Raw genomic sequence first — 16,794 nt, forward strand, 5'->3', positions numbered from 1 at the left:
GGTCACCGCATGCTGGTGGGCAAGATGGACACGCACATCCCCTCCTGGCTGCAGCACCTCCTCGAGTTCACGATTGGCCAGACGTGGCCGACGGGCAGCGAGGGAGGGATGCGCGCGCACTCGGAACAGTGGGAGAACCTCCGTGACGAGATCGGCGCGGCGGTGGAAAAGCTGGCGCAGCAACGCGACGCCGTACCGGATGTGATGTCCGGAACGTTCGCCGATGGTGTCAAGGGCTCGCTGACGAGCAGCATCGATCACCTCTCGAAGCTGCGCGACTTCGTCGACACCATGCGCAAGGACTTGAAGAACGGCGCTGCCGAGCTCCAAGAAACCAAGATCATGATTGTGATCCAGCTGGCGCTGCTCGCGATCCAGCTCGCGTGGCTGATCGCCTCACTGTTCGGCGCGCTGGCCATCCCGGTGGTGGTCGCCGGATTCCGTGCGATCATCACCGCGATCCTGCGGCAGGTCTTCGTCGAGATCGCGCAGGAACTCGCGGAGGAGCCGCTGCTGAAGCTCCTCATCCAGGCGGGGCAGGACGGATCCGGCGCCCGGGATGGCATCGACTGGGACGGTATCAAGAATGCCGCCATCCAGTCGGTCATCGCCGCCGGCGTGGCCGGTCTGGCAAACGTCGGCGCCGAGGCCATCACCAAATGGGCGGCCAAGAAGATCGCCAAGGTGGACCGGACGGGTCTCGACGGCACGATGTTCATCAAGAACGACTGGGTCTTCCGCGGCGGCTCCATCCTGACCAAGGGCATCGTGCAGGGCGGCGTGGCGATCCCCGCCGAGATCGCCGGCCAGGTGGCGACCGGCGCGCCGGTCGAGGTCCGCTGGGGCACGGCGACCAGCGCCTTCGTCAGTGGCCTGCACGAGTCCAACGAGGTCCCGACGCCGACGAACCTGGTCAACGACCTCAACATCGAGTCGAAGAACGGGTGGGACGAAGCGTTCCGGCCGCTGCCCGACGAGGGCGGCGGCGATGAGGAAGGCGCGCAACCCGAGGAATCCGACGACGAGACCGTTGTCGGCTCGGAGGACGGTGACGGGCTTCCGGGGAACCTGGCCGGCGGTGAGGACGCGGCGGCGGAGGACAGCGACGAACTCTGGGACGCCGAGACGGTCGGCGACGAGGAATCGGTGGCCGGCGACGGTGACTCGTATGCGGAGTCCGACTTCGGGGACGAACCGGCGGCCGACGAGCAATCGACCTCCTCCTGGGACGACGACACCGAACCGCTCCTGCAGCAGGACGGGCAGGAAGACGACGAGGGGGCCGCACAGCCCACCGTTGGAAACGGCCAAGGCTCCGGCGAGGGCGCTTCCGGCGAATCCACGGACCTCGGCGGCGCCGTGAATGCGTTCTCACCGTCGAACGGAATGGCCAACGCAGGCAACCAGTCCGGGACGACCGCGGGTGGCGGGTCTGCGGCGGGCGCGGGCGATAGGTCTGCGGCGGGCGCGGGTGACAGGTCGGGAGCCGGCGCCGGGGAGAGGTCCGGGTCCGACTCGCGGACCGGCGGCGAAGACCGGCGAGGGATGCCGGAGACCGGAGCCGACCGGACCGGCCAGGAAACGTTGGGGACCGCGAACGACACCCAACAGTCGACTGCCCATGGTGGTGCGCCGCAGACAATCACCACGGTCGGTGGAGACGGCACCGGGTCCGAGCTGGTGGGGTCGGGCGAAGCACCGAACAACGCCAGGACCGAGACGGGCAGCGGCCAGGGTGAGGGTCGTGGTCTGGGTGAGGGTCAGGGCCTGGGCCATGATCAGGGCGAGGGTCAGGGCCGTGACCAGCAGCAAGACGGCGACCAAGGCCGGGGTCAGGACCAAGGTCAGAGCCAGGACCAAGGACAGGGCCGGGACGAGCGTCAGGGTCAAGGCCAGTCGCCGGAACGACAGAGCCAGGGCCAGGGCCAGGGCCAGGGCCAGGGCCAGGGCCAGGGCCAGGGCCAGGGCCAGGGCCAGGGCCAAGAGCCGGACCGCGTCAATACCGGGGGGCAGGAGGACGCGCGGCCACGGGATGGTGAGGCTGGTGGGTGGACCGGCGGCGACTTGCAGACCGGGGATCAGGGCGGCTGGCAGGCCGACGACACGAATCGCGCGGCGGCTCAGCCCGACGCGGTTCCGTCCGGCAGTATCGAACACGTTGGCGACACGGATCAGGTCACAACCTTCGATCCACCGCAACCATTCAACGATCAGAGCCAGGCGACCACGCCGTCGGTGTCCGAGGGCAATACGCCGTCTGCGCAACCGGTCCCGCCACCCATCGCTCAGGCTGGGGAGCCTTCCGCGACGCAGGCTGGTCAGTCTTCGGGGACGCAGGCCGGGCCGCCTGCGGGCGTGCAGCCGGCTTCGGCACCGACGCATCAGGGCACGCCGCCTGGGGTTCAGGCCAACCAGCCGCCGGTGGGCGTCGCCGAGGGCCGGCCCCTCACCGAGTCACAGCCGGTCGCCGTCGCGCCCCCGCCGGTCGGTGGTGACCCGCAGAGCGTGGCGGACTTCCTTTCCGGCCAGCCGGATGTTCCGGCCGAACGCGGCGATAGCGGTGGCCCGGCGCGGGCGGATGAGCCGCCGGGATCGGTAGTGGCCGCGGATCCGCCGCCCGCGGTGGACCAGCTGGTCCCGGCCGCGCCCGAGCGGATCAGCCAGGCCGCGACCGATGTGCTGAACGGCCTGAACGATGTGTCCCCCCGCGTCGATCGGGCCCTCGACGCGGTGCCGGCCGGGCATCCGGACGCCGATCGGGTGGACGTCGTCCGGGAGTCCTTCCACGCGGCGAAGGACTCGCTTGCCAGGGCGGCCGCCGGTGACTCCGCCCGACCGGTCCAGCGGCAGGCCGAGTTGCGTGACGTGCTTCAGCAGGTCGCCGAGGCCCGGGCGCAGATCAAGCAGGTCACGGGGCACGATGTGGTGCCGCCGGTGTCCGATCTGGTGTCGCCGCGGCCGGACGATCATGGCCTGCGTCCGGTGCGCACCGAGTCCGGCAATGTCGCCACCCCGCTGCCGCAGGTCAGGGACGAGCGCCGGTCCGGCGCGGACGACGGTCAGGTCGTTCCGATCGTGTTGGGGCCGCAGGACAGCGTGACGGGCGGCCCGGACCGCGTCTCGCGCGAGTCGCCGACGCCGGTGCCCGATGTGGTCGACGGCGATGTGGTCGATGACCCGACGGCTGGTCCCGAACTGGTCCCGGCACTGTCGACCGTGCCGCCCGCCGTCTTCGCGAAGTCCACCGTGGACACCACCACCGCCGGTGACCCGATCGACGTCACCACCGGGCGAATGATCTACACCGAGACCGACACGGTGCTGCCGGGCCTGATCCTCACGCGGACGCATCGCTCGGACTACCGCTGGGGCCGCTCGTTCGGCCGGACCTGGGCGTCCACGCTGGACCAGCGGATCGTCGCCGACGAGCGCCATGCGCGGTACCTGGCCGCCGACGGTTCGATCCTGACGTACCCGATGCCCGCCGAAGGCGAGGAGGTCTCGCCCCTGCTGGGTCGTGGCGCCCGGCTGCGCCGGCTGATCGGCGGCGGGTGGCTGGTGACCGAGCACGATGCGTTGCTGCTGTTCGTGACGGTCGGGGACGGCCGCGAGTCGGTGTTGTGCGAGGTGCTGAGCGATGATGCGCGGTGGCACGTCCAGCGGGACGCCGACGGCCTACCGGCCTTGCTGTTGTCGTCGGCCGGCCACACCGTCGAGCTGGATTCCGCCGGTGGGCTGGTGACCGGCGCGCGGTTCGTGCCCGGCGGTGAGGCGGAGACGGTCGAGCTGCCCGCGTACGAGTACGACGGCGGCCGGAACCTCGTCGCGATCCGCAACTCCTCGGGTGATGCCACGCGCCTGCGCTACGACGAGGCCGGCCGGATCGTGCGGTGGGACGACCGCAACGGCGAGTGGTACACCTACACCTACGACGAGGCCGGCCGATGTGTGCTGGCCGACGGCAACGGCGGCTACCTGCGCTATGCGTTCGCGTACGGCGACGGCGTGACCGAGGTGACCGACTCGCTCGGTGGCGTGACCCGCTACGAGCTCGACGACCGTCTCCAGGTCGTCGCGATCGTCGACCCGCTCGGCTCCAGGACGGAGCTGGAGTGGGCCGCGGGCAACCGGCTCTCGTCGCGCACCGATCCGCTCGGCCGGACCACCCGGTTCACCTGGGACGGGCAGGGCCGGCCGATGACGTTGCTCCGGCCGGACGGCAGCCGCGCCACGGTGAACTACGACGCCGGCGGGCGGGCGGTGTCGCTGACCGGGTTCGACGGCGTCACACGGGCGATCCGGGAGCGGACGGACGGCGTACCCCCGGCAATTTTTGATCTTGATGGTCTTGGACGTCCCAGGTCGGCGCGGATGGCGGACGCAACCGCCACGGAGCTCGGCTGGACGGCGGAGGGTGACCTCGCCTGGCGCGCGCGCCCGGACGGCTCCCGGCAGGAGTGGCGGTATGACGGTGAGGGGAATCTGGTGACAAGCATCGATGCTCTGGGGCGCGCGGCGTACATCGAGTACGGACCGTTCGACCTTCCCGTCGGGCGGATCGACGAGGCGGGCAACCGAACGGCGTACGCCTACGACACGGAGCTGCGGCTGACCGAGGTCCGCAACCCCGCCGGGCAGGTGTGGCGCTACACCTACGATCCGGCGGGGCGGCTCGCCACCGAGACGGACTTCGACGGTCGCGTCCAGCGCTACACCTACGACGCCGCCGGGCAGCTCATCGCCCACACCAACGCGGCGGGCGAAACCACGCGCTACGCCTACGATCTGCTCGGCCGAGTCGTCGAGCGCCGGTCCGACGACGCGGTCACCCGGCTGGAGTACGACGCGGAGAGTCGCCTCGCCGCGGTGGAGAGCCCGGACGCGGTGGTGCGGTTCGAGCGTGACGCCGACGGCCGCGTGGTCGCCGAGACGATCAACGGCCGTACGGTGCGTACGACGTACGAGGGCGACCGGGTCGCGGCCCGGACCCTGCCGTCCGGCCGGTCGAGCCGGTGGAGTTTCGACGCGCGGGGCCTGCCGGTCATGCTGGCGACCGCGGGTCAGGTGGTCCGGTTCGGCCACGACGCCGCCGGTCGCGAGGTCAGCCGGTCGGTGGGCGAGGTGGTCGCGCTGCGGCAGACCTTCGACGAGGTGGGCCGCCTGGCGGCGCAGCACATCGCCGGCGTCGCCGAGCGCGGGTTCTCCTATGACGCGTCCGACCGGGTCACGGCGATCGGCGACAGCTCCTTCGACGCCGACGAGGTGGGCCGCGTCCGTGCGGTGACCGTCGACGGCGAGGTGGCGGAGCGGTACGACTACGACGAGGCGGGCAACCTGGTCGGCGCGGGCGGGGGTCGCTGGGACTTCGACGGCACCATGCTCGTGCGGACGGATGATGTCGATTTCGCGTACGACCAGCAGGGCCGCCTGACCGTCCGGACCGACGCGGCGGGTGCGTGGCGGTTCGCGTGGGACACCGAGAACCGGCTCGTGCAGGTCGTCACGCCCGGCGGGGACCGGTGGCGGTACCGCTACGACGGGTTCGGCCGGCGTGTCGCGAAGCTGCGTCTGGACGACGACGACACGGTCCTGGACGAGGTCAGCTTCGCCTGGGCGGGCGACCTGATGGTCGAGCAGGCCGGCGCCGGCGAGACGATCTCGTGGGAGTTCGGGCCGGACGGATCCGCGCCGGTGACGCAGACCGACGGTGACGACGGGCTGCGTGTCGTGGTCACCGACGTCGTCGGCACCCCCACCCATCTGGTCGAGCCGGACGGCGGCCTGCGCTGGTCGCGGCACGGCGACCTCTGGGGACGGACCAACGACCCGACGGGTACGCCGCTGCGCTTCCCCGGCCAGTACTGGGACGCCGAGAGCGGCTTGCACTACAACCGGTTCCGCTACTACGACCCGGCGACCGCGCGGTATCTCAGCGCCGACCCGCTCGGTCTGACCGGGGGACCCAACCCGGCCGCGTACGTGCGCGATCCGCTGACCCTCGCCGACCCCCTCGGCCTGACCAGTTGCAAGCCGGCCCAGGCGCGGCCGGATCCGCTGGACGGCGGCGATCCGTCGCGTCCGGCCGGCATGAACGGGCCGACCCAGCTGCCGGTCGGGGCGCGACCGCCGTCACCGCTCCCGCGACTCGAGACATCACCGTCGGTGAGCACGCCGCCGGCCGGTCCCGCGCTGCACGCCGGCAACTGGCAGTCCGAGGTCGGCAATGCCGGGCAACCGACCGTCGGCCGGATCTCCGCATCGCAGATCTCCACGCTCCAGGACGTCCAGAGCAACCTGCCGCCGCTCCCCGATCGCGGCAACGCCGTTGAGCTCGGTGCGAAGCTGACGGTGACGCCGGAGATGACGGTGCCGCTGGGGCAGCCCAAGCCCGCACATCTGTCCGACTTCGAACTACACCCGATCAAGCACCCCGGGACGGGCGAGTACGTCAATCTCGCCGTGAAACCTCTGACGAGCGGCAGGTTCCAGGCCTACTCGGACGGCGAGAAGACCGGGCCGGAGCTCTCCAAGGTCGACGTGAAGGGTGGCGGCAAGAACGGCGTGCCGACGACCCTGCTCGTCGGTGGCGGTCTCCTGGGCGGCCGCCCGAAACGGCAGGCGCTGGCCGACCGGAGCCGGCCGCCGGCCATCGCCACCTCCAGCCGCTCGGCGCCTCGGCCGGATGTGGTGGGCCGGTTGGACGACGAGACGACCGTCCTGGACGAGCAGGTGTCGAAGATGCTTGCGCCGTTGCGGAGCAGGTCCGGCCCGGATCGCGAGCGCGGGCGGGCCGCGGAGAGGGCCTGGAACGAGTTCAGGTCGTCGGTGCCGCGCGATGACGGCGGTCGCGACGCGCTGCTGCACGACTCGATGGAGCGGTACGAAGACGCCGTCCAGGAGATCGCGGGTCTGTTCCACGACCATGTGCTGACCGGCCCGAACCCGATGCCGTCGGCCGCGGACATGATGATGTTCGTCGCCGGTGCCGATCCGCTCGGCACCCGGATCCTGACCGGGGCCGGTCGGCCGACCGACGCGGGACAGCCGACCGGACGGGCCTTCATCGATCCGGATGACTGGCCGCGGCTGGGGCTGGACCGGGTCGACCTGTCGGTGCCCACGTTCGCCCGGGTCCGGAGTTTCGGCGAGGGCCGGGTGGGCTGGCATCCCACGGCGGACGTCGCGCCGGTGCCCTGGAACGCGGAGGCCCGGGGTTATGTGGCGGCGGCGCACGCCGAGCAGGGCCAGGTGCTGCTGTTCCACCCGGACGAGACCATCAGTACGTCGTGGGAGGGATTCGGGCAGCGGGTTCGCCGGTCGCCCACCGTCCAGAGCCAGGACCCCACACGCGGCGACTACATCGTGGTGCCCAACTGCGATGCGGAGATGCTCGACGGCGGGGTGCCGCACGCCCAGAAGATCGCCGACGCGGCCGACGCGAAGGTGATCATCGGTAGCCACGGTCTGATGTTCCTCGGCCACTCCGACGCCAACATCGGCGTCCTGCCCGGCCCGGACGGCGAGCCTGGTGAGCTGCTGGTCTTCGAGCCTGGGGGCAGTTCCGGCACGTCCGCGGGCCCGCTGCGCGACGACTCGCCCGACGACGGCGACGCGGTGGACGACACGGAGCTCGTGTGGGCCGGCGACACCGACCGGTTCGGGCTGGCCGACATGTTCCGGGCGACGAGGGACCACGAGCAGGCGGTGTCCGACCGGCTGGGCGTTCCCATCGGGTCCGCGTTCGAGGGCGACAAGACGTTCGGTCGGTCGGTGCTGGATCGCATCGACAAGGTGCTGACCGAGCTGCCGGCCAGCCATGTCCGGGACAACCCGGAGTTCGCCGGCGTGCGCCGCCGCAGCGGCACGGGCGGCAACAGCGTCAGCGAGTATTCGCGCGCCGACCGGACGATCGGCATCGTGTACCCGGCGTACAAGGGGCTGCGACTGCCGTCCGCCTTGTACGCCACCCTGAACCGAGGGATCGCCTGGGAACGCCGGGTGATGGACAAGGCCGTGCTGTCGTCCCTGAGCGGAGTGGGCTCCACCACCGATCGCGCCCTCGGGATCGACCCGCGCGACCGTGAGGTGATGGCCGGCGTCTCGGACGTGCTCGCGCACGGCAACCTTGTGGACTGGACAGTCCGGCATGAGACCGGGCACTCCGTCGACGTCCGGGCCGGCTGGGAGGAGCGGTTCTCCGGGCAGGAGAGGTTCGGCGGCTGGAAACAGCATGGGAACACGGACGGATTCCGGACCGTCGCCGAGGCGATGCTGTCCGAACTCGGCGTCGACCTGACCGCGCCCGAACTCGTCGGCCTCACCGACACGCTCGGGCGGATGCTCGATCTTCCCGAGCGCGACCACTCCGACGAAACATCGGAGTTCGATCTCGCTCTCACCAATACGCTGAATGCGTTCAACAGGTGGTTCCCGGCTTTGGACGCGCAGGTGCCGCAGCGCCTCGGTGAGATGATCCGGCAGGCGACGACCTCCCGCCTCATGCGTGCCGGCGGCCGCGGTTACGGGTTTGACGGGCGGGCCGGCTGGTACAGCTACCGCGTCCTCCCGTCCGGCGGCCTCGGCGATCGCATCAACTACGGCACCAACCGGATCCCGGACGTCGCGCAGAGTCTGATGGAGAAGGCCGGAGTCGCCGACGCGCCCTTCGCGGATCGACTGCGCGACGCGTTGGGCAGCGTGCTGTGGGTGGCCGCCCAGCAGGATCGGCTGGATGTCCTGACCACCCTGCAGGACCGGGTGCCGGGCCTCTCGGATGCGGCCTTCCAGCAGATCGACACCTTCGTCCGGCGGGCGCTGGCACACCCGTGGACGTTGCCGGACGGCGGCGGCGAGCCTCTGCGTATCGGCGACCGCACCTTCCACGTGACCACGAACGGAAAATGGGTCAGCTACCTGACCGCCGAGCGCAGCCGGCACGGGCTCTCCAACTACCAGTTCTCCGATCCGGCGGAGTGGTTCGCCGAGGCATACGCCGCCGTCCACGACACCACACCGGCGCCCGCCCAGCGGCTCAACCCGGCGGCGCTCGACTGGTTCCAGAACGAGTTGCCCCAGATTCTTGACGAGCTGCGCGACAACGACACACGCGCGACCCGTGAATCGCCCGACGCGCAGGACCTCGACGACCTCGACTACAACCGTGCCCCGGTGGACCCCGCGCGAGGCGATGGCGCGCGGTCGTCCTCCCCGGACGCTTCGTGGGTGCCCGAGCAGGACATCGACGTGCTGCGCCAGGAGACGCCACCCCGGGTCCTGAAGGCGACAACGGTCATCGACGTCGCCGAGCGGATGACCTCCGTGGATCCGTCCATTCCGAAGTTCGTCCGCGACTCCTACCGCCAAGCGGGTCTGGAACTCGCCGATTTCGTTCCCCGCAAGCCGGACCTGAAGGCCGTGCGGCGTGACCTCGCCTACGATCACCGGGCGCTGGTCGCGGGCGACGGCAAACGCATCCAGGACTTCTCCCTGCGGCTGCATCTGCGGCCGGTCGGCCCCGGCGCGACGCGATCGTTCACGCCGGAACGCTTGGACCGCATCGAGAAGGCGGTCGGCGACTTCTACAACGGGAAGTACCGGATCGGACCCGACCGCGACCAGTTCAACGTCAAGCTGACCTTCGTCGGCGACCCCGCCGAGGCGCACCGGCAGATCACCGCACGCAGCGGCAACGAGGGCACGTCCCAGGTCGTCTGGTCCGAGGACACGTCGGATGCCGACGTCGTGCACGAGATCGCGCACTTCCTGGGACTGTTCGACAAGTACGCCCTGGAGGGCGTGAACGCGCGCACCGACCAGGACGGCGTACCACTGCGGTGGGTGTTGAAGCGGCACGATCCGGCCCACGGCAACTCGATCATGCAAACCGTGAACGCGGACCGCGGGCCGGAATTGAGCCGGTCCGACCTCGACCAGATCGCGAGCGTGCCCCGGGAGGCGTTCCAGCCGGACCGCGGCCGGCCGGTCGATCAAGCGGACACCACGGCGGCCGCCGATCAGGACAGTGCCTATGCGGGTACTCCACGCAACCAGGCTCGGACGTGGACGGGTCCGGACGCCTGGGCGATCTCGGATGTGGTGAACGACGCGCTGCGGGCGGAGGCCGGCGGGACCTCACGGTGGTTGCCGGTCCAGGATGCGGTGCGCAGCTATCTCGGTCTCGACGAGGGAGCCGTCAACGCCCGGGAACTGACGCTCAATGTCATCGCCGGTTCGCTGGAGAATTGGACCCGGCACCACCGTTCGCTGACCACCACGCTGCGTACGCTCAACCGTTCCCGCATCCGCCGGCTGCGCGGGTTCGCGGACGGCCTCGCTGATCTGATCGCGGCGGAGCGGGCCGACATCCGGAACCGGCAGAACCAGGCCGCGCGCGACGAAGCCGCGTACGAGGCGCACGGGATGCCCGTACCGCACGCGGTGACGGAGGCGTCACGGTCGACCGGTGTGTACACGCCCTTCGGCACACCGTCGCCGGCCGACATGTCCCAGTTGCAGCTGGAGTTCGCCGGCGTGCGTCCGTTGCCGGATGGCGTCCAGGTTCACGTCCACATGGCCGACCGGGAGGACTACCGCGCGATCGGCCGGCAGGGTCTTCAGGCCGGCGGGCCGGACCGGACGTACCTGTACACCTTGACCGGCTCGGACCCGGGTACGACGAGAAACGTGGGCCAGTATCGTTCGAACATGGCTCCGGTCGGGGTGATGACCACCGACCCGGGCTTCTCCCAGGACGATAATTACGACGGCGGTGCGCAGCGGTACGGAACCGCCATCCCGCCCGTGCGTGACTTCGCGTCGAGCGGCGAGAGCACGTTCAGCTTCACCTTCCCGGCCACTCCGCGTACGGCCGAGGGGTTGACCGCGTTCATCAACGCCCAGCGCGCGGCGCAGGGTTTGGAACCGTTGAGCGAGTGGGACGCGGTCAACCGGGTCCGCGCCGAGATGTTCCGGCGCTTCCAGATCCATGTCGCGGACTATCTCGGCCTGACGACGGAGGACATGTGGCCGCGGTCGACGCGGATCGCGGAGGCCGGGAACGTCCCGATGTACTCCACGGCGTCGCCCAGCACGTCGGCGGGCTTCCCCATCTCATACAGTCCGCACTCCGAATGGCCCACCTCGAACCCGCACGTCCCTTCTTCCAGCCGGTCGATCCCCGGCCCGCTCTACGCGCCTTCCTCGAGCCGGAGCGGTCCCGACGAGGCCTACCGCGATGACAGCCAGTTCACGTTCGACGAGGACGACCGTGACTACGCTCAGGCTCCTCGTTCGTCCGGCGACCCGGCTCCCGGGATCTCGCTCGGCGCCTTCCTCGCCGGCGAACCGCAGCTGCCGCCGGCGCGGCCGTTGCCGGCCGACCCCTCGATCCCGCTGCGGCGGGCCGTCGACGCTGTCGAGGGGCCCGGAGCATTCGGCCGGCCGGACGACAACGCCCTGGACTGTGCGCCTCGGGTCGAGCTGGCGCTACGCGAATTGGGCGCCCGGCCCACTGTCGACGACGGTGTCGGGATGCGCCCGGTGGACGCCGTGGCGAAGTCGCTCCGCGGCTCTTTCGACCGGCCGGAGCCGCCGGAAAAGCTGAACGAGCTGCGCAAGGGCGCAGCGACCGCGGTGTGGGGGAACCGTCCGGGCGACCCCTCGCACATGATGCTGGTCGAGCGAGGGCCGGACGGCGAGCTGGTGGCCTGGGACCCGAACCCGCAGGAGGTCGACGGAGAGGCACAACCGTTCCTCAAGGTCGTCCCGGACGGTTCGGTGCCGCTTCCCGAAAGTTTGGCCGGGCCGTCGCGGTTCGTGGTGGACGGCGACGGCCAGCTGGCCCAGGTCATGACCCGGTCCGGCCGCGTCGTGTTCGGACCGGGCGATGACCGGGTCTTCGGCCCGGCGGATGACCGGACGATCAGTGCGCTGACCGATGCTCCGAGCCGGACTATGCCCGGCGGAAAGGACAAAGGTAAGGGAAGGGCCAAAGGTAAGGGCAAGGAGGAATCCACCCTGGGCGGTCTGCTGCGGCAGGCGTTCACGGGCGGCACCGGCTCGAAGCGTCCGTCCCGGACCGGCCGTGGTGGCGAGGGCGGCAAGCGCAGAAGGCGCGCCGCCAACGTGCCCCGCACCATGGCTCAGCGTCATTACGCCACGAGTCTCGACCAGCACTCCGATCACATGCGCCGCCTCGTGCAGAAGTTCCTGGGCCGGACGACCGAGGACGTCCGGCTTCGCTACGCGCGGTCGTACGAAGGTGATCGGCACGGTCAGGGTCTGTCCCACATCGCGATCGCCCTGCACGACAGCGGTGAGGCATTGCGCGCGAACGACGACGTCATGGCCACCTGGCAGCGAGATTCCGAGACTCAGGCGATGCTGATCAGAAATCGGCTCTTCATCGCCAAGAACTCGGACCAGACCATCGGGTTGTTCCACGATTTTCTGACCCGTGACCGTGACCGGAGCCCGGCCCAGGCGTTTGCCGACCTGCTGTTCACCGCGGATGAGGGCCGGCTGTCCGCCGCCCAGAGCCGGGAGTTGGCGGACGAGTACGCGGCAACCGTGAACCGTGCGGAGCAGAAGCTGCGGGGGATCTATCGGGGCGAACGCGACACGGACGACGCGACCGGGATGCTTTCTTCGTTGTCCGGGTTCGGCTATGTGGACGCTTTGGCGCGGGGCGATGCCCGTGACACGCTGCGCACCCGGATGCTGTCGGACAGGTACGAGAATCACGTCTTCTTCGCCACGGCGGAGCAGTACCCGTTCGCGCACGCCGAGCAGAAGCTGGCTCGGCTGGTGCTCGCCGCCCGGATCTCGCCGGCCGACGCCGGCATCATCCGCATCAACGGCAAGTACCGGCCCTGCTACTGGTGTGGCAAGGTCCTCAAGCTCATGCGTGACCTCGGCTACCAGATCGAGTACGACGAGAACTGGGGCAACTGGTTCGACACCGCCCGGGACACCGCCTTGGTGATGTTCGACGACCTCAGTCGCAACGACTACATCGTCAACGAGCTGAAGGCCGACATCGCGGCGTTGTCCAGCACGTCCGCCTACGCTGACGCCGCGCCCCCGCCAAGCGCGTACGAGGGCACCCCGTCCGGACCAGAGGAGCGCCGGCCGGCCAGGAATGTGCCGAGCCACGCCCTTCGTACGCCGTCATTGTCCGACGTGGACCACGGGTCGGACGGCAACCAGCACCGTGTGGTGCGCCGACTGGTCGTCCGGACGGTCGGTAACAGTTCGCGGATGGGGAACTTCGAGCCTCAGGCGAACTCGGAAGGAGTCTCCGCTGAGGAGCTCAACCAGTTGCGGGCTAACTTCTCGGCGGGACTCTACGATGAAGTCCTGCGTGACCTTCAGAGTTATCGCGATCGGGCGGTCACGCTCCAACAACTCGCCGACTACCTGGGTATGGGCCCGGACACGTTGTCGAAATGGTTGCAGACCGGCGAGATTCCCGGGCTGAAGCAATTGGCGAACAGGCCACGCCTCACCGCCGCCGACGTGCTCGAGCTCCGCGAGCTCTACGCCAACCGAGTGAGCGGGACCGGGCCGCGCTACCTGGCCAAGCTCCGCAGCATCGAACATGTCGCCCATGACGTGCTGGCCAGGGCGACCGACCCGACCGGCAGGATCACCGGCAACCGGATCCAGGGCTGGCACTCCGGCGGCGGTATGCAACACTCCGATCTGACGAACCGGCACCGTGTCGGGCTGATCGATCTGTTCCTCAACGAGGACTACGACACACTGGGGCGGCGCATCTCGAGATATGTCGCGAACGGCGCGTCGCCGAAACAGATCGGTGAACTCTTCGGCGTCAGTCACACCTTGGCCAAGAAGTGGGCCACCACGCAAACCATCGGGCTGGCCAGGCCGTCGCTGATCGCGAAGGCCCAGCAGGTTGCCCGGGAAAAGCGCGCCTATTACGCGCCGCTCGCGGATGAGGACGCACAGCTCGCGACCGAGGCCGACCGGCAGGCCGAGGCCGCCGATGCCGCCGCCGAGGCTGAGCAGTTCGCCCCGCCGGAGCGGCGATACGCGCCGGCACGCGGAGCGGCGGGGCGGGCGGAGGGCGGGAACCGATCCGGACCGTCCGGCGTCTCGAAGGCGAAGAGGCGGAATGCGGGCCGGGACGACTCCGACTTCGAGGAGGAGGCCGCCTACGAATCCGAGGACTCCGACGAAGAGCCGTACTACGAGCCCGAACCCGAAGGTGAGACCGACGAGGCGACGTCCGATGACGACTCTCAGGCCTCCAACAACTCTCAGGCCCCCTACGAACCGCGGGTCCCGTACGACCCGCAGGTCCCCTACGACCCGCAGGCCGCCCCGTACGATTCGCAGGCCCCCTACGATTCGCGGGCCGATGACAACTCGCAGGCCGACTACGACTCACCGGCCGACGAGGAGTTCGAGCAATACGCGGTCGGGGACTTCGACAATCCGCAGGCGATCGCTGAGCGCCGGTACGCGCAGGCGGCGGGCATCGGCCGGAGCACAGACGTGCCGGCGGCGCCGCGGCCGGTGCGGCTGACCGCGCCCGACAAGCGAAGCCTGCGGTCCATGTTCGAATCCGACTGGAACGGCTTCCGGGACCGGGTCGACGAACTGCGCCGACAGCACCCGGGCGAGGCCATCGACGACCAGATCGCCTCGGCGTTCCAGGGCATGACGGGGAGCGGCCTGCGCCAACTCCTACCTCCCACGACCGCCGCCATCTCGACGGGCGGGAGTGGTTACACCGCTTCCGCCCCGAGGGGGAACCAGCCCACCGTCGCCTACAGCAGCCTGGTGCGTAACGTGCCGGTACGCTCGGCGGCCCCGGGCGCCTCGGCCGGCCGGGCCGACACGGTGATGCGAGACCCCTCGCCCGCCCTCGCCGGCGTGTCGTCGCCCTCGGTGGCGAAGAGCACCGAGCAGACGCCGACCGAAGGCGATCCGATCGACGTGACCACCGGCCGGATGATCCTGACCGAGAACGACATCAAGCTGCCGGGCCTCACCCTGGAGCGCACCCATCGCTCCGACTACCGGTGGGGCCGGTCCTTCGGCCCGTCCTGGGCGTCCACGCTGGACCAGCGCATCGTCATCGAGGGTGACCATGCCCGCTACCTCGCCGCGGACGGATCCATCCTGACCTACCCGCTGGTGGCGGAGGGTGAGACGGCGTTGCCGGAGGTCGGGCGGGCGTTGCCGTTGCGCCGGCTGGCCGGCGGCGGCTGGCTGCTCACCGACCCGAGGTCCGGCCAGGTGTGGGTCTTCGCCCCGGCCGACGACGACAAGGAAGCGTTGCTCAGCGACCTGAGCGAGGGCGGCGTCCGCTGGTCGATCGTCCGGGACGGCGCCGGGGACCCGACGGAACTTCGCTCGTCGACGGGCGCCACGGTCGGGTTCACCACGACCGCCGGTCTGCTGACCGCGATCTCCGTGCCGGACGAGGCCGGAGACATGATCGCCGCCGCCCGATTCGGTTACGACGCGGACCGCAACCTGATCGAGGTGGTCAACTCCTCGGGTGACCCGGAGCGATTCGAGTACGACGACGGGCGCATCGTCGGCTGGGAGGACCGTAACGGCGAGTGGTACACGTACCGATACGACGACGCCGGTCGCTGTGTCGGCACCGACGGCAGGGGTCATTATCTGAGTTACCGGTTCGAGTACTCCGACGGGCTGACGGTCGTCACGGACTCGCTGGGCGCGGTTCGCAGGTATGAGCTGAACGACCTGCTGCAGGTGGTCGCGGTGACGGATCCGTTCGGTGGGACCGTTCGCACCGAGTGGGACGATGCCTATCGGTTGTTGTCGCGAACTGATGAGCTGGGCCGGACCACCAGGTATTCGTACGACGCGGCCGGGCGGCCGACCGTGATCGTCCGGCCGGACGGGAAGCGGTCCACGACGACCTATGACGAGTTCGGCCGGGCGGTGTCCTGGACGGACTTCGACGGCGCCACTCGCCGGCGGGAGTTCGACGCCGATGGGCGGATGCTGGCCGAGACCGATGCCACCGGTGCGATCGTGCGGTCCGAGCGGCCGGCCGCTGACGGAAGGGGCACGGCGGTTCAGGCCGGTCCGACGGCCATGGTTCGCAACGCGGCACGTCAGATCGTGTCGGTCACGTCCGGCGACGGCGACGTGGCTTACGAGTACGACGAGTTCGGCCGGCTCATCGCCGTCAAGACCGGCGAGGGGCTTATCGAGATCGGCTGGACCCTCGACGGTGATCTGGCCTGGCGGCAGAAGCCGGACGGCGGCCTGGAGGAGTTCGTCTACGACGGCGAGGGCAACGTGGTCGAGTCGCTCGGCGAGGACGGACGCCGGACGTGGCGCGAGTACGGCCCGTTCGATCTGGTGACCGCGGTGATCGACGCTGACGGTGGCCGCACCGAGTACGAGTACGACACCGAGTTGCGTCTCACGGCGATCATCAATCCGGCGGGGGAGACGTGGCGGTACACGTATGACCTGAATGGTCGGGTGATCTCCGAGACGGACTTCGGTGGTCGTACTCAGCGGTATGTCTATGACGCCGCGGGGCAGGTCATCGAGCACACGGATGCGGCCGGTGAGGTCACTGTCTACGCCTACGACGTGCTGGGCCGGGTGGTCGAACGACGGACCGGTGAGGTGGTGACGCGGTTCGGCTACGACGCGTCGGGCCGGATGGTCGCGGCCTCCTGACGCATCGGATCGAAGAAATCACCGCGGTCGCGTGAACGGATCCGTTCCAGACGTCGTTACCAAGGCGCGACCGGAGGCCCGGACGCGTACGGAGGT

1 protein-coding gene is annotated in these 16,794 nt (G+C 69.9%); it reads left to right on the forward strand.

What is annotated here, in order from left to right; genetic code table 11:
• Positions 1–9: 9 nt before the first annotated feature.
• Positions 10–16,698, forward strand: coding sequence for a DUF6531 domain-containing protein (locus AB0M54_RS39810; RefSeq protein ID WP_364477198.1), 16,689 nt, complete (start codon positions 10–12; stop codon positions 16,696–16,698).
• The last annotated feature ends 96 nt before the right edge of the window (positions 16,699–16,794 follow it).

It is taken from the genome of Actinoplanes sp. NPDC051470, assembly GCF_040682035.1.
GTDB lineage: Bacteria > Actinomycetota > Actinomycetes > Mycobacteriales > Micromonosporaceae > Actinoplanes.

What these genes read in the sequence shown, in the direction of transcription:
- AB0M54_RS39810 (WP_364477198.1), top strand. Translation starts at nt 10, where the DNA reads ATGCTGGTGGGCAAGATGGACACGCACATCCCCTCCTGGCTGCAGCAC.